Below are 15,380 nucleotides of genomic sequence, written 5' to 3'. Positions count from 1 at the left end.
CTATTCTCCGGTCGCGGTGACGTGGTTCGGCGCGCGGCGCGATCCCAGGCGATCGGGCTCGTCGGTGAACTCCTGCTCGGCTTCCTCGACCGTGCGTGCAGACGTCGGGAACAGCATCGTGAGCAGCGTGTCGGCGTGGGCGTAGATCGCCTGCTTGCGGCCGGCGCTCGCCGGGATGACCGCGTAGCCGGTGAGCTCGACATCCTCGTCCCCGATGAACAGCGTGGCGTGCCCGCTCACGATCAGCAGCGTGGGGATCGTGATGTGCGCGCCGGTGATCAGCACGCCAGCCGGCACGCAGATCGTGCGGGCATACATCCCGGCGTGCAGCACGTGCCGCGTCTCGATCGGCACCTGCGGCAGGGTCAGCACCCTTTCTTCGAGCGCGCGCACGGCGCGGATCGCCTGGGAGCTCATGGCCGGGATGACCGGCCTTGTCGCAACGACATCAAGCATCTGTCAGCTCCTTGAAGAACACGCGGTTGGTCTCGGCATAGCCGCGGCGCGGCAGCACCTGCGCGAGCACGCCCTCCGACGGCGCGCTCACCAGCAGGGCGGGAACGCCCAGCGCGCGCGCCTTGTCCTCCGCCGCGCGCAGCAGCTTGAGGCCGGCGCCGGTGCGGCGATGGGCGCGCGCGACGAAGAAGCTCTCGGTCACCGCAACCGGCGCGGCGTAGCGTGGCGGCTTCGCTCTAAGGACGGTGATGAAGCCGACCAGCTCGCCGTCGACCGACGCGGCGAAGCCATGCAGCAGGCCGGCGGCCTCGAGTGCCGCGTAGGCGTTCCAGTCGGGCGCCGGTTGCGGCATGCCGTCGATCAGCGATTCGCGCGCGTACTCGGCGGCGAGCTGCGGAAAGGACGCCGCCGCGAACATGTCGGCGAGGGGACAGGCTTCGACGATCAGCATGGCGCCCTCCCCTCGGCTTCGCTCTGGGCAAGCATCTCGAACGGGATGAACGGCAGGCCGCGCACGCCCATCGGCTGAGGTGTGCCGAGCGTGAAGCCCAGCCAGCGCAACCAGCGGATCGACACCGCGTTGCGCGCGTCGACGACGTTGCGCAGCACCGGGAATACCCGCAGCATCTCGCGCAGGTAGACGCGGTTGCGGCGCAGGAACGGCCGGCCGTAGCGCGCGACGGCGTCCGAACCGAGCAGCCACGGGACCCCGACAACGCCGACAAGGCTCATCGGTACCACGCCGAACAGACAGACCAGCTCGCCATCGGCGCGCCCGGCCCACGCCGAGGCCGAGCGCTCGACGCTCGCGACCAGCGCCTCGCGCGGATCGCGGCCGGTCAGGGCCTCGACCTCCTCGCGGTCGGCCGCGCGCAGCACGAGCATCCGCGCGTCGGCCACCGTTGCGGGCCTGATCTCAACCAGTGCTGACATCGGGCGTGATCCCCGTGATGGTGTAAGGAAGCGGCGAATTGCGGACCCGGAACAGCGCGCGGCCGTGCCAGTCCCATTGCGGCGCGGCGATCTGGTGCATGAAGTCGGTGACCAGCGCCGGCGCCGCCCCGGGCGCGGCGGCCAGCGGATTGACCATGTCCTTCGGCTTCAGCGCATAGAGCGTCGGCGCCCCCTGCCCGCCCGACGGTCCGGCCACCAGCCCGGTGTTGGCGCTGTTCTTCAGCGCGACAGTCAGGTGGTTGATCTTCCGCTTCCGCGCCGTCCAGGTGCCGGCCTGGTCCTGCCCGTCGATGTCGAGCAATTCGAGGTCGGCATCCGGGATGATCTTGCCGACCGTGACCAGCGATGCCGCCGCGGGCAACGTCACCTGCCCCGCCGCCGACACCGTGAGCGGGCCGCGCACGATGCCGTCAGCCAGCGCCCACACCTCCTCGCCCGCGAGATGCCACAGGCCCGAGATCACCGTCGCCGGCGCGCCGGAATACTGCAGCGCACTGTCGAGGAACCACGCCTCCTCGATGGTGTCGAACACGCGCGTGTGCAGGCGCTCGACATGGCGCTTCGTCTGGCCATCGATCGTTCGGCGCACGATGAAGTAAACCGCGGTCTCGTCGCCCTCCTGGATGGCGCAGACGCTTTCGAACGCGCCGGCGGTCGTGGTGCGGCGCGACCAGGCGTAGAGCTGCTGCTCGGTCAGGAAGGTGAAGGCCAGCGCCACGCCGTCGTCGCGCACCGCCCAGCAGATCGAATCGGGATCGCGCGCATAGGCCCAGTCGACCACCGTGTTGGCCTCGAACAGATGCGCGGCGAGCAGGCTGAGATCGGTGCCGGTCCAGCTGTCCTGCGCCCACTGGTATTGCAGGCTGCGCACCTTCCGCTTGTTCGGCGGGATGTAGAGCAGCGTGTCGTTGGCCACGATCGGCCGGATGTCCGACGAGCCGTTGTAGCTCTGCGGCCGGGCCACGAACTGCGCCGGGGTGATGACGTCGGCGGTGCCGGCCGAGACCTTCCATTCCGCGCCGCCGGTCAGCACGATCATCTGCGTCAGGCTGATCATGTGGCGGATGTCGTTGACCTGGCGCGAGGCGAGCGTGCGGGTGATGGCGTCGCTGTCGCGCGTCGGCTGCGACTGGCTCATGTTGTTGAAGTTGCCGGCGACGGAGCCCCACATCGTCTGCGGCTTGGCTGCCGTCGCAGCAAACCACTGCCGGCCGTCATGATAGGTGCTGACGCCCGGATTGACGGTCGGGTCGTTGGTGAGGGTGAGCGTCAGCGCCGCGCCCGTTCCCGCGCTATCGGTCGCGAAGGCGGTGGGGAAGCCATAGTACGGGAAATCGGCGAAGCGGAACGAGCCTGCGTTCACGATCGTCACGCCGGTGATCGCATCGCCCGTCACGACCGCGGTGATGACCGAGCCGCCGATGTCGACGGTCGGCGCGTAGCCGACCTCGTAGCCCGCGTACATCGTATGGATCACCGTGCCCGCGCTGTAGCCCGAGCCGCCGGCGACCACCGAGCCGCCGCTGATGAAATAGGTCGGCGCCATGACCGGCTGGCCGTCGCCGTCCGTGCCGACCACCTTGGTGCCGCCGTCGGGCGTGAAGCTGAGGGCGATCAGGGCGCCCGAGCCCGCGCCGTCGGTGATGATGACGGTCGGCGCGATCAGGCCCTTGCCGGCCTGCACCACGTCGACCGAGGTGATGACCCCGCCGGACACGTTGGCGGTGAGCTGCGCCGAGGACCCCAGCCCCGACGGATCGCTGACCGCGAGCGTCGGCGAGACATAGCCCGAGCCGCCGCTGTCGACCGTCACCGAGCCGATCGACTTGTTGGCGAAGGGATTGCGCTGCTGCGGCGGGGTCGTCGCGGTGTCGGGCACGATGGTGGCGTCGCTGAAGGTGACCGTGCTGCCGCTCGCCGGCGCCTGGGCGGTGCCGATGAAGCCGTAGACTCCGTTCTTCTTCTTGTAGACCGAGTAGGTCGAGCAGCCGGTGAGCTTCGCCCAGGTGAGATTGGAGGTCTCGTTGCTCGAGCCCGCGTCGGCCGACTGCAGGCTCTCCTCGCCGGTCTCGTCGTTGATCGCCGTCACGGCGTAGTACTGCGCCGTGCCGGCCGAGGACGAGGCCACGCCGGTGGGCGCGATCTGGACCGGGGCGAACACGATCGTCGACAGCGTCCAGTCGGCGTGATCCGTGCGGGTCAGCTTGCGCGGCGCATGGTTCTTGTGGGTGAGCGTCAGCGTGTCGGCCGACTGCTCGTACTTCAGCGTCGCCAGGTCGGACAGGGCATAGGGTGTCGTGAGCGTGTAGAGCCGCGCGGCGCTGCCGCCCGAGGTGAAGGCAGAGAAGCCCGTAGTGTCGACGCCGACGGTGAACTCGCTGGCGCTGGTGACAGTGATGTCGACGTGACGGCCGTTGAGCTGCGTCATGCCGCCGAGGCCGGCGAGATAGAGCCGGTCGCCGGTGGCGAAGCCGTGGCTGCCGCTCACCGTCACCTTGCCGGGGTTGGCCCTGGTGACGGCGGTGACGGTCTTTGCCGCCTCCAGCACGTAGCCGCCGTCCTTGATGATCCGCATCTTCAGATCGCCGAATTCCAGCGCATAGGTCTGGACGGTCGAGAACTGGAAGCCGATCAGCCGGCCCGCATCGGCGCTGTCGATCACCTCGCCGACCCACGCGGTGCCGGGGCAATTGGAGGTGCCGCCCTGGGGATGGACGTACCAGTTCAGCATCGTGCGGACGCCGATGTGGTACTTCGCGAGATCGGTGCGCGAGTAGAGCGACGGCGAGAGCTCGCCGGCGGCGAAGCTCGGTTGCGTGAGCTGCGCCATCAGAACGACCTCGGCCAGAGGCCCTGCCAGCCGTAGGGCGGGCAATCGACGGCGCCGCGCACCGCCAGGCTCTCGACGTCCTGGTTGACGCTGTTCGGCGCGCTCTCGTTGGCGTTGGCGGCGCGGGCCTGGTCGATCATGCTCTTCGCCTCGGCCTTCACCGCGTCGGTGATCGAGCGGCTGCCGGTCAGCGGTCCGGCGATGGCGGCGGCCAGCGCCCAGCCCAACGCCTCCCTCAGCGAGGCGTCGAACTTCGCCTCGTAGGTCCCGTTCACGAGGTCGAGCTCGTAGGACGTGTAGATCATCACCGGGCAGGCAATGTTCATCAGGATGGTCTTGCCCGCCGAGGCGTCGTCGGCGATCTCGTAGTCGACGCGGGTCCAGTTGGGGAAGCTCGCCTGCGGCAGGCCCATGTCGAAGCCGCGAATCGCGAGACAGTCCGCCGGATGGACGAACATGTAGGTCCACGACGGCGGCCATACGGCGCCGCAGGCCGCCTCCTCGAGCGCCAGGCGCCGCCGCACGCAGTTCCAGTCGGTGCCGCGCAGGAGGGTGCGCACGATCGACGGGTAGCGCAGCGCGCAGGCCGCCGCCTCGGCGCTCTGCTCGGTCAGCGAGCCGATCGAGGTCCTGGCCGTGGCGTTGAGCAGCGCGGCATTCCAGATGTCGAGCAAATCGGAAGCAGCCATTGTCTTCTCTCTCCTATTTCCAGAGCACGCGGCCGTTGCCGATCAGCGCGACGATGTTCCAGGCGGACGCGATGAGGCACGGCCACGCGTGGATGTCGTTCACCGTGTCTTCCTGCAGCGCGTAGAGGTAGGAGCCGTCGGGGCGCTGACCTTTCACGAGGATCTGCGCCAGCCCCTGTGCCCGCAGCGGATCGATCGTCCGCATCGCCGCCACGGCCCCGAAACCGCCCTCGTACCAGACGGCCTTCACCGTCTCGGGCGGATAGCCGTCCTCGGGAACGAAGGTCGTGAAGCCGGATAGCCCCGTCGGCGCGTCGGTGAGGTAGTAATGCTCGTAGGCGCGCGCGAGCGAGGTCTGTGCCTCGAGCGAGAGGTCCCACTTGTGGAGCAGCGCGCCGCCCCAAGTATGAGTGTCGAGAGCATGCATGCCGTCCGGCGTGTTGACGCCAGCGACGACGGTGCCGCCCTGCCAGAAGATGCCGTGCGTGCCATCCCAGCCCATGCCGTCGGTCAGCAGAGCCGTCTCCATCGCCGCGGCGGCGGCGCGGTAATCGACATCGCTGCTGCCGTAGAGCCGGTCGGCGAGGTCGAGGCACCACCAGGTGTCGACGTTGTGCTCCACCGACCACCACGGGATCACATGGCCGGGATCGAGCACGCCATCGACATACTGCCCCTTGCCGCCATTCACAGTGCCCAGCGCGTTCGTGTAGCCCATGATGAAGGCGAGAGAGGCCTTCGCGGCAGCGGTTGTGCGCGTCGCGAACCAGTCGCGGTATTCTTCCTGGTCAGCCAGCAGCAGGGCGTAGCAAACCCAGGCGATCGCGCCGTTGCGGATGAAGCCGGCGTTGCGGTCGAGCGCGAACTGGTTGTTCGCGAACGGGAAGCTGCCGTCCTCGTTCTGGACCAGCAGCAGCGTCTCGACCAGCTTCGCCGCGGCCTCCTGCTCGTCCAGCGCCAGCAGGGCGATCAGGGCGACTGCCTGATCGTAGAGGAAGCAGGTGTCCATGAAGCCGTCGTAATAGACGCTGGTCGTGTTCTGGCCGGCGGCCTGCGGCGGCACGATGTAGGAGCGCATCAGGCCCGAGGGCATCGTGTACTCGCCGTAGATCCGCTTGGTGCTCACGTTCACCAGCGACACGCGGCCGAGCGACGGCGGCGCGAGCGTCACCGTCCACGAACGATCGAGCGGCGCGGGCTGCACGCTGGTCGGAAAGGCCGGGATCGCCGATCCGCCGATGGCCCGGTATTCGATGCGGAGATCGGGAAAGGCGCCGGCGTCGGCCGCGTTTTCCTCGGCCCACACCTGGCCGACGACGCGCACGCTGCAGCCGTCGACCTGCTCGACCAGCCGCAGCTTGATCTTGCCGCCGACCGGCTGCGAGCGGCTGATGGTGAAGCTGCCCGCTGCCGACACGGGCTCGAGCGCCCAGGCGTATTCGACGTCGGTCTCTTCTGTGACGAGGATCCGGTAGGTCCGACCCGGCGTCGAGGTGAAGGCCGCCAGCGTGCCGGCGATGACGTAGGGATTGCCTGGCGTCAGGCTGACCGACGTGAACTGCGGGCTGGCCGCGACATATCCGACCAGATAATGGTCGCGCACATCGCCCTGCCGCTCGCTCTCGCGCCACGGATTGCCGACCAGGATTCGGTTGGTGTCCGCATCGGCATCGCCTTTTCCGGCATAGGTGACCAGCTGGAACGACCACGCGCCCGCCGGCGGGTCGTTCACGGTCGCCGACCAGAAGGTGTTGGCGCCGATCCTGGCAACGAACTGCGTGACGCCCTCGACGGCGCCGACGACGAAGTAGCTGCCCCAGTTCGTCCCGCCGTCGGCATAGACCGAGGCCGGATCGGTCACGAAGTCGGGCGGCGGATCGGCGTTGACCATGTCACGCCGGCCGCACCATCCATCCATCGAGGCGAAGGGAACGTCGACCGAGCCCGTGAAGTCGGCGCGCACGCCCGGCGTGATGGGAAACCACAGCGGGCCCTGCAGGATCACGTGCGTATAAGGCGCGCTGCCGCTGGCGGGCGGCGCCGTCCAGGTGCCGGCCCACGACCCGCCGGCGTTCCGGCCGATGCTCGCGTCGTCCGGCACCAGGATCGACGACCGGTGGCGCTGGCGTTGCCGCGCCATGGCCTGCAGCCAGTCGAGCGAGCGGGCGATGCTGTCGTGCGCAGCGACCGGACCGGCAGCCAGCAGCAGGCTTTCCCAGGTGTTCATCAGTAGGCCTGCGCGATCATGGCGGCGAAGAACGCGACGCCGTCGATCGTCCAGACCACGGCAAGGTCTCGCTTGCCGTCGGCCGTGCTGAGCACCGGCGTGCCTGTCAGCCAGGTCCACGGCCATGTCTGCGCCCGGGCAGTGCCGTCGGCCGTGAACTCGATCATGAAGGCAATGCCGCGAGGAGCATTGCGCACCGTGATCCCGGCGATGTCGGCGTCCACGGGCACCAAGAAGAAGTCGCAGCCGGACAGGTTGAGTGTCAGCTGGCCCGCGCTGATGGCGACGGCGCAGGCCGGCGTGATGCAGTTTCCGCAGGGGCCGGCGGGTCGATAGCTCGGTGCGTAAGGAACGGTTCCCATGATCTCTCCTAGAAACTGGACAGCGCGATGCGCTTCCACGTGTTGGCGGCGGTGCAGACGTAGAGGTAGACGGAGTCCCAGGTGACCATGCCGGCCACGCCGTCGGCGCTCGAGCCGGCGGGCGGGACGCTGGCGATGCCCAGCCGCCCGCTGTCCCAGCCGAGCACGCTGCCATTGGCGTACTTGAGGTTCTTGAATTCATCGACGATCGGATCGCCGTTGAGGCTGAGCAGGCGATTGCTCGAATCGAGCAGCGGACGGCCGTTGGGATAGCGCGGCTGGTCGTAGACCAGCGAGACGAGCTTCCAGCCGTCGGCCGCGAACTCGAAAGCCGCGCTGAAGGGCGCGCCCCTGATCGTCGACACGATGTCGTAAGGCGTTCCGGACGCGCTGGCGGTCGGCGCGTCCGTGCCGCCTCCCATGGGATGGACATCGTACGTGGTGACGTCGCCGGTCGGCGTGACCACGACCGGCCAGCCGTTCGCGCTCGATCCATGGCCGGGCGGCGCTTTGATGATGACGCTGTTGCGCCCCGAGTTGGCGCTGAAGCCGTGGGCGGCGATGTTGTCCTGGATCGCCCTGGCGACGGCATTGGCCGCGTAGTTGCTGTTGGTGCCCCACGCGACGGGGGCTGCCAGCAGCTCAGTGCCGTTGACCGTGATGCTGGCGATTGTGCCGGTCATGCCGACGAAGTCGCCGACGATCAGGAAATTCGTGCTGGCGGGGGTCTCTCCCGCGCTGGCAGCGTTCGCTCCCCCGATCATGACGGGAATGAATCCGATGCTCAGGAGCATGTCGCCAGTGTGCGTCTGCAGCACCCTGGCGTTGTTGTAGGTCTCCTCGGACCCGGCCGGGGCGCTGATCGCCACGCGTTCGGCATACACAGTCGCGGTGAAGCCGCTCGTGCCCGTGCGCGCGTTGATCGCATCGCAGATCAGGGAGGCCGTGCTCTCGTTGCTGGTCGTCCAGACGACGCCCGCCCCGAGAAGCTCGACGCTCGTGCCCGTCACCGGTGTCACCAGCAAGCTCGACAGTGTTCCGCCCGGTCCACCGTCGACGGTGGCGACCGTGCTCGCATCGGAGACCGGGAACGCCGACGTGGCGGCGCTCTGCCCCTGGAACGTCACCGCATGGTCGCCCGTGGACGTGGCTTCGCGAGCGACCGTGATCCTGTCGCCGACGGCGGCCCTGTCCTCGTGCAGGATCCAGTTGCGATCGCCCGACAGCGGATGGATCAGGCGATGGTGAGCTCCCTGGTTGCCGACGAAGGCATCGACGTCGGAGTCGCCGTTCAGCTCCGGCTGCAGGGGCTTGGGCCACTCCCGGACGCCCCAGCCGAGATCGTTCCCGGAATGGTGCCAGGTCGCACGACCGACCTGCGAGCGCTTCTCGTCGTTCCACAGGCTGTCGCTCACGAGCGCCAGGTTGGGATCGTTCGTACCCTGCGTCGTGCTCAAGGTGACGTCGTCGAACCAGTGCCCGGCGACGCTTCGTATGCCCAGCGAGTGGACGGCGTTGCCGTCGGTCTGGACCTGCAGGCCGGAGCCGGAGATCCTCTTGCAGAACTCGTCGACATAGATGGCCGTGTTGTCGAGCGGATCGTTCACCCGATTCGGATTGACGACTCGCACATCGGTGAGCCGCACGTCGGCGCAGCCCGACAGGACGATCCCCCGGTTCGGTGCGTCGTTGGACTCGAAGCCGTCGATCCATGAGCGCTTCACGCCCTGGAAGACGAGGGTCTGGCAGCGGATGTTCCGGAAGATGCAGCGGTTTTCCATCCACATCGGATGGCCCTCGCCATCCAGCAGGTCCGGATCGGAGCCCAGAGGAACGAAGCCCTGGATCGACAGGAAGCTGTCCATCTCGAGGCCGTCGAAGGTGCAGTCGACCAGCCCCGCGAGCGTCGCGGCGGGATTGCTGTACTTGATGAACTTGAGGTTCCTGAAGGTGATGCCGGCGACGAGCACCTGCGGCGGTCCGCCGTTCAGCGGGATGCCGTAGGGGAAGAAATCGAAGCAGCCCGTCCCGTTCTCGCCGGAGAAATTCGAGATGGTCATGTTGTGGCGCCACCACTTCTCGGGCGTGCCGGCATTGGTCTCCTGGCAGAACATGCTGATGTCCTGCTCGAGGCCGTAGCAGGTGACGTCGTCGATGATGACGCGGCGATTGGCCAGGAAATTCAGGCTGAGCGTGGGATAGTCTTGGTGCAGGTGCGTGCCCGCCTCCAGCTTCACGCCACGAAACCGGTCGCGGATCACGACACCCTGGAACACGACATCGCGGACGCCAAGCGGCACGATGGAGCCCGACGGAGCATCGCCCGTGCGGCCCTCCAGGACGATGTTGCTGAACACCGAGCCCTCGCCGTGGAACGGCAGCTCGATGTCGCACGCCTCGATGTCGCTCTCATAGCTGGCGAGCGAGAGGGCATCGTCGCCGACCCTGTAGCCGTAGTAGCCGTCGATGCGCGCGTTGCGGAAATAGAGGTGGTAGAGCCCGTCCGCCCAGGTGTGGCGGAGCGTGATGTTGTAGCCGCGCAGCCCGTCGACGCCGACGATGCCGATGCCGACCGAGGGGCTGTTCTCGCAGGTGACGTTCTCGAGGTAGACGTTGCGGACTGCGCCGGCCTCGATCTGCTCCCATGCCTCGGTGCCGTCCGGGTTGCCGCGATACCAGCCGAGCGCGGGCGCCAGTCCGGCATCGCCCGCGCCGACGTTGGCGCCGAGGAAGTAGATCGGCGCCCAGACCTGGCGCGACACCGACAGTGCCGCGAACGTCACATGCACGCCGATCAGCGAGATGTTCTCGCACGGCCCCTCGACGAAGATGCCGTGCGACACCGCCAGCCCGTCGACCATGTTGTCCATGATCAGCCGGCTGCGCTCGCCCATCATGATGGTGATGTTGCTCTGCTGGCTGAGATGGATGCCGTGCACGCCCGGCGTCGCGATCCGGAAGTCGCGGTCGTTGGGGAAGACGAGCGTGCCGCCGCCCTTTGCGGCCAGCGCCTGCAGCGCCGCGGTGATCGCCGGATAGTCGTCCGCGCTGCCGTTGCCGATGGCGCCGAAGTCGAGCGGCGACGTGACCGGCCAGATCGTCGGCGGCGTGGCGCGCAGGTAGGTCGGGACGTAGGGGATCGTGCCCATGGCGTCAGCCCGCCACCGGCTGGAGGCAACGCTTGTCGCGCTCCTTATTGAAGGCGAGCAGCCAGTCGACCAGGGGCTCCCACAGTGCCCTTTCGGCCTTGAACGCCGCGACCTGCCGGTCCGTCGCGTGATAGCGCGTGGTCACGACGCAGAGCGTGTCGACCGTCGCCATGACCGGCGCGCTCTCAGCGCAGGCCGTCAGCGCGATCGTCATAAGGAGTGCGCTGCACTTCTTCATCGGTCTTCTCCCTGGAAACTCGGGCGGCGTCGAGCGTCCTGATGGTCTCGCTCTGCACCCTGGTGGTGATGTCTGCGGCGCCGGCCGTCTCGCCCTTGCGATAGACAAGCCAGACGCCGGCCGCGGTGACCGCGACCAGCAGCCCCGCGGCAACGGCGATGAGGGCGGGCTTGGAGAGGCCGAGCATCAGGCGGCCCTTCCGATCGCGGCGAAGGCCCGGTCGTAGACACCCGCCCAGCTCTCCGGATGCGGCAGCCCGGGCCGCCAGGTGCGCAGGTAGTATTGCCACCCCGCGTCCTTGTCGCCGGCGGCAGGCAGTGGCGCCGGGTCGCTCCACAGCAGCAGCCGCGCCATCGCGCAGGCGAGCATGTCGTGCCAGGCCATCGCCTCGAACACCGTCGCCGCATCGAAGGTCACGTCGCAGGCGGCACAGACGGCGCCGAGCTGGCGCGGCGCGACCCGGAACAGGCCGGCCACGCCGCCGCCCCGCTCGAACTGCCAGTACGACCGCGCGGGACCGCCGATCTGCCGGCGCGCCGCCCAGCGGCTCTCCTGTCCGGCGATCGCCATCACGAGCACCCGCGCGCCGTCGCTCGCGGGAATTGCGATGGCGGGCGAGACCGCCATATCCTTCAGCGTCGGCTCGACGATGCGAGTGAAGAAGATGTCGGGGGTCATCGGCGCGCTCTCCTCTGTTGTTGCCAGCGATGCAGGCGCCAGCGGGCGAACAGGTATCCGGCCGCCAGCACCCAGATGAAGAAGTCGAGGCCGGTCATGTGCCGTCCCCGCCGCCGTGTTCGTCGCCGCGCCCGAGCCAGGCGTCGCGCCAGCGACGGAAGGTGCCGACCGGATCGGCGGCCCATTGCCGCGCCGCCGCGACCGCGATACCCATCGCGTCGCTCAGCAGCATGGCGACGATGATCGTCACGCCCGACGTGGCCTTGGTGCCGAGCTGCCAGTGCTCGCCGATCGCCGCGCCGAGATAGAGCGACAGGAACGCCGAGCAGAACCAGCTGGTGATCCGCTCCCGGTTGCTCTGCTCGACCCGCCATTTCTGGCCGAAGTACGCGCCGATCGACGGCGGCACGAACGGCCAGATCGCATCGAAGGCGGCGCGGAGATCCTGCCGGTCCATACCCGCTACTCTTCGACCGGCCATGCGACCGCGTCGGCGAGTACGCCATCGGCGCGCACCGCCTCGCCGCCCTCGGGCTCGGGAAACTCGGCACCATTCCAGGCAAAGGGCGGCCCGAGATACGGCACCACCCACTTGCCTGACGAGTCGTTGCGGAGGTAGGCGAAGACGCCGGGATGGAACGGCGAGTGCGCGTCCGTCCAGTCCTTGTAGGCCTGCGCCGCGGTCTGCTTGCCCGCAGGGAAGATCACGACACGATTTGGCATCTAAAGTCCTTTCGTCAGGTAGGCTCGGAGCAGGTTGGCCTGCGTCGCAGACAGCGGTGCCGTGAAGAGCCGATCTGCAATGGCCGCTTTTGCGTAGCTTGACGGTGTGGTGGTGTGGCTCGCGGCGAACCGCGCTCTCACGGTGCCGATGCTCGGCACCGACGCGATCGGCGTCGCCGCGACGCCATCCACCTCGACGGTCAACGTCGAGCCATCGGCGATGGACCGCACGACGTGCCGGCCGCTGAAATCGGCGCTGCCCTGGGTTACGCTGTTGCTCCCGTCGTTCGCCCCCGCACGATTGGTGCCGCTCACGACGCTGCGTATGAGCGCCCGCCTGTTGCCGCTGGAACTGCCGCCGGATGAGCCGAGCACGACAGCGGACGTGAACGACGCATCCTGCTGCTGGTCGACCGCGTACCACTCTTCGCAGGGCGTAGCGCCGGTCGGCAGACCCACCATCGACGCGTAGGTCAGCTCGTCGTCGACGCCATCGAAGGCGACGACGGCGCGCCAGCCGAACCCTCCGGCCTGCCATACCGGCTGCGCAGCGCCGACGGCCTGGACAGCCTCGTATCCCGCCACCGCGTCTTTCCACGACGACACGAGACCGCCCGGCATCGTGATCAGGTTCGTATGATCGGCGCTCCACCAGGCGAGCAGCGAGGGACCGAGCAGCCACGGCGTCCACTGCCAGGGCGCCGGGTTGCACACCCGATATGTCGGCATGTAGCCCATCAGGTGAACGAGCCCACGCCGATGGCCGTCACGTTCGCGCCAGTCGTGATCTTCCAGCCGGGTGTGGTGGCGGCGGTGCACCTGGCGCCGATCGGCACGAAGAAGGGATGCAGCGTCGCGATGCTGCCGGCACCGCCAGCGAAGATCGTGATGTCCGATCCGTTGCCGTCCTTGATCGACACCGCGCCCGGCGACGTGGTGCCGGGAACGATCAGGACGCCGGCGAGGTAATCGCCGGCGGCACCCGTCGCGCCCAGGACCTGATCGGTCTGGCTCGCGGCCGCGGTCTCGTAGTCGGTCCCGGCGGAAACCGGCAGCGGCGTGAACTTGGTGACCGGCACGCGCGGCGCGTTGGCCCGCGTCCGGTCGAGGTAGCCTACGTCGTGCGTCATGATCGGAATTCCATCTTCGATTTCGGGGGAAGGCCGGAGCCGGCGTGCCGGCTCTCGTTTGCTGGGAGCGCGGCTCTCCCGAGCCGCTCTTCTTCGGATGCCCATGAGCGGCTCTGGAGAGCCGCGCTCCCGGCAAGCAGGTCAGACCGATCCGACGACCGGCTTCCTGCCGGTCTGCGGGTCGAGGTAATCGGCCGGCGGCTTGCCGTCGGTCATCGGCGGGGCCGTCAGCGGCGTCTCCGCGACTTCCGGCAGGCAGGCGTTGCGCGGGTCGGGCGGGATGTCGTTCCACCACCGCACCTCCGTGCCGGCCTCGAACCGCTGGAAGCCGTCGTAGTGCGGCTCGAGCAGGCGGACGAGGTCGCCCTTCTTGACGTCCTCGAGGGTCTTAGGCTTGGCCATCGATCAATCCCCTCAGATGACGCTGAAGCCCGACGGCCGGGAGACGTTGTCCTGGCGGTCGAGCACCAGGTAGGCGTTGAAGGCACCCGCCGTGAGGTTGTTGGTGTCGACCGTGTAGGTGACCTGGATGTAGCGGCGCAGGCCGACCGGCAGCCGGATGCGCAGCGCCTCGTAGCCCGCGACCAGCGTGGCCTTGGGAATGGCCGGGCTCTGCACCACCACCGCGAACGAGGAGTTGTCCGCGCTGTCGTCGAGCGAGAACGTCACGTTCGAGGCGCCGCCCGAGGCGGCGACCGTGGTCGCGACCTGGACGACGAGCTCGATCGGCTCGCCGCCGCCCACGTTGCGCAGCGCGGTCGCCATATCGAGGCTCTTGGTCGAGGACGCCGTGGCGGTGACCGCCTGGGCGTCGCTCATGTAGAGATTGTTGTCGACGATGGACATGGTTCTGGTTCCTTCCCTGGGTGCCTGGTTCCTTCAGAGGAACGCTCAGGACACGACCGATTCGGTGTTGAGGATCTGGTCGACGATGCGCAGCGGGATGCCGTCGTAGTTGTCGAACCGCTTGATCACGCCGCGCTGGTCGTCGGTCGAGGTGTCGCGGATCGTGGTGAGGTTGACGGTGCTCGACGCCTGGGCGCCGCGGTTGCGCTGCTTGTTGAAGTGGCGCTTGACCGTGCGGTTCATGTAAAGCGCCGGGCGGCACGCCCCGAGGTTGGGGATCTTGGCGATCGCCTGGTCGACCAGGTCGACGAGGTCGGGCGGCGTCGAGGAGCGCAGGCCGCCGGCGTTCGTCGAGGTATCGATGTTGGCGATACGCACGATGTAGCGCCAATCCTTGACGCTGAGGCCCGCCTTCCACACGTAGTGCGTGATGTAGGCCTTGTAGCGCTTGTTGTTGGCGTCGAACGCCCAGTCCTCGCCCTCGTCGGTATCCTGCAGGCCCGCCTTCGAGCCCTTCGGGAAGATGCCGCGCACCTTGTCGTCGCCCCAGCCCACCAGCCAGATCGAGGATTGCTGCGAGGACGTGGAGCCCGCACCGTTCACGATGTTGTTTGCGGTCTGCGACGTGCCGGTCGACAGCGACGCAAATCGCGGCGCGAAGCCCATCGGCTTCTCGGGGTTCAGCGCGGAGTTCGCGTAGAGGAGCTGCGCGGCCATGTCCTGCGCCATGCCCTCGAGGAACCCCTTGTTCTGGCTCATGCGCCAGCGCGCGGAGTTGCCGTTGAGGTCGGCGAGCGCCTTGTCGATGATCGCGATCGCCTCCGACATGCCGCAGGTGTCGGTGACCTGCGTCTCGGTCGTCTTGGTCGGATCGACGCCCTGGTTCACGCGCCGCCAGGTCGGCGTCGGCAGCGACGTGCGTACCGAGTCGCGATGCCCGGTAGGCAGATTGCCTTCGATCCACAGCATGTCCTCGAGGATCTCGTTGCGCTGGCTGAGCAGCTCGGCCACGTCGGCGATGCTGCCGTCGGGCGCGAGGTTCTTCGCGAAATCCGCCAGGGTGTAGGCGGTGGTGATGTTTGCGGTAGCCACGGGTGA

At 68.2% G+C, this 15,380-nt stretch carries 18 protein-coding genes; all 18 read right to left on the bottom strand.

Going from position 1 to position 15,380, the window contains the following annotated elements; all coding sequences use genetic code 11:
* Entirely contained in the window at positions 1–456 is a 456-nt protein-coding gene (locus ACQY8M_RS21675; protein ID WP_428659506.1) for a hypothetical protein, read from the bottom strand.
* A complete protein-coding gene (locus ACQY8M_RS21670) occupies positions 449–907 on the bottom strand; it encodes a GNAT family N-acetyltransferase (RefSeq protein ID WP_428659504.1) in 459 nt (152 codons plus the stop codon). Before ACQY8M_RS21670 ends, ACQY8M_RS21675 begins: the two co-directional genes overlap by 8 nt.
* The gene (locus ACQY8M_RS21665) at positions 901–1,389 is read right to left on the bottom strand and encodes a hypothetical protein (protein ID WP_428659501.1); all 489 of its coding nucleotides are present in this window, start codon (positions 1,387–1,389) and stop codon (positions 901–903) included. Before ACQY8M_RS21665 ends, ACQY8M_RS21670 begins: the two co-directional genes overlap by 7 nt.
* Positions 1,373–4,240, bottom strand: coding sequence for a ubiquitin-activating E1 FCCH domain-containing protein (locus ACQY8M_RS21660; RefSeq protein WP_428659498.1), 2,868 nt, complete (start codon positions 4,238–4,240; stop codon positions 1,373–1,375). The genes ACQY8M_RS21665 and ACQY8M_RS21660 overlap by 17 nt, the downstream gene beginning before the upstream one ends.
* Complete coding sequence (locus tag ACQY8M_RS21655) at positions 4,240–4,929, bottom strand: hypothetical protein (protein ID WP_428659495.1); 690 nt, start codon at positions 4,927–4,929, stop codon at positions 4,240–4,242. Before ACQY8M_RS21655 ends, ACQY8M_RS21660 begins: the two co-directional genes overlap by 1 nt.
* Before the next feature lie 13 nt (positions 4,930–4,942).
* The gene (locus ACQY8M_RS21650) at positions 4,943–7,156 is read right to left on the bottom strand and encodes a hypothetical protein (RefSeq protein ID WP_428659492.1); all 2,214 of its coding nucleotides are present in this window, start codon (positions 7,154–7,156) and stop codon (positions 4,943–4,945) included.
* The gene (locus ACQY8M_RS21645; protein ID WP_428659489.1) at positions 7,156–7,518 is read right to left on the bottom strand and encodes a hypothetical protein; all 363 of its coding nucleotides are present in this window, start codon (positions 7,516–7,518) and stop codon (positions 7,156–7,158) included. Before ACQY8M_RS21645 ends, ACQY8M_RS21650 begins: the two co-directional genes overlap by 1 nt.
* Before the next feature lie 8 nt (positions 7,519–7,526).
* Complete coding sequence (locus ACQY8M_RS21640; protein ID WP_428659486.1) at positions 7,527–10,667, bottom strand: hypothetical protein; 3,141 nt, start codon at positions 10,665–10,667, stop codon at positions 7,527–7,529.
* Between the two features lie 4 nt (positions 10,668–10,671).
* Complete coding sequence (locus tag ACQY8M_RS21635) at positions 10,672–10,839, bottom strand: hypothetical protein (protein ID WP_428659484.1); 168 nt, start codon at positions 10,837–10,839, stop codon at positions 10,672–10,674.
* Positions 10,840–10,852: 13 nt separating this feature from the next.
* A complete protein-coding gene (locus tag ACQY8M_RS21630; protein WP_428659481.1) occupies positions 10,853–11,092 on the bottom strand; it encodes a hypothetical protein in 240 nt (79 codons plus the stop codon).
* Positions 11,092–11,583 (bottom strand): hypothetical protein, encoded by a 492-nt coding sequence (locus tag ACQY8M_RS21625; protein ID WP_428659478.1) that lies wholly within the window; start codon positions 11,581–11,583, stop codon positions 11,092–11,094. The genes ACQY8M_RS21630 and ACQY8M_RS21625 overlap by 1 nt, the downstream gene beginning before the upstream one ends.
* A gap of 94 nt (positions 11,584–11,677) precedes the next feature.
* The gene (locus ACQY8M_RS21620) at positions 11,678–12,040 is read right to left on the bottom strand and encodes a hypothetical protein (protein WP_428659475.1); all 363 of its coding nucleotides are present in this window, start codon (positions 12,038–12,040) and stop codon (positions 11,678–11,680) included.
* Between the two features lie 5 nt (positions 12,041–12,045).
* Positions 12,046–12,306, bottom strand: coding sequence for a hypothetical protein (locus ACQY8M_RS21615; protein ID WP_428659472.1), 261 nt, complete (start codon positions 12,304–12,306; stop codon positions 12,046–12,048).
* Positions 12,307–13,044, bottom strand: coding sequence for a hypothetical protein (locus ACQY8M_RS21610; RefSeq protein WP_428659469.1), 738 nt, complete (start codon positions 13,042–13,044; stop codon positions 12,307–12,309).
* Entirely contained in the window at positions 13,044–13,436 is a 393-nt protein-coding gene (locus ACQY8M_RS21605; RefSeq protein ID WP_428659467.1) for a hypothetical protein, read from the bottom strand. The genes ACQY8M_RS21610 and ACQY8M_RS21605 overlap by 1 nt, the downstream gene beginning before the upstream one ends.
* Positions 13,437–13,577: 141 nt before the next feature.
* Entirely contained in the window at positions 13,578–13,838 is a 261-nt protein-coding gene (locus tag ACQY8M_RS21600) for a hypothetical protein (RefSeq protein ID WP_428659464.1), read from the bottom strand.
* Positions 13,839–13,850: 12 nt separating this feature from the next.
* Positions 13,851–14,282: a Bbp16 family capsid cement protein gene (locus ACQY8M_RS21595; RefSeq protein ID WP_428659462.1), complete on the bottom strand. Its 432-nt coding sequence runs from the start codon at positions 14,280–14,282 to the stop codon at positions 13,851–13,853.
* 45 nt (positions 14,283–14,327) lie between these two features.
* Entirely contained in the window at positions 14,328–15,374 is a 1,047-nt protein-coding gene (locus ACQY8M_RS21590; protein WP_428659459.1) for a major capsid protein, read from the bottom strand.
* Positions 15,375–15,380: the final 6 nt, after the last annotated feature.

It is taken from the genome of Reyranella sp., from assembly GCF_965279465.1.
GTDB lineage: Bacteria > Pseudomonadota > Alphaproteobacteria > Reyranellales > Reyranellaceae > Reyranella.
This window is presented reverse-complemented; position numbering and strand designations above follow the sequence as displayed.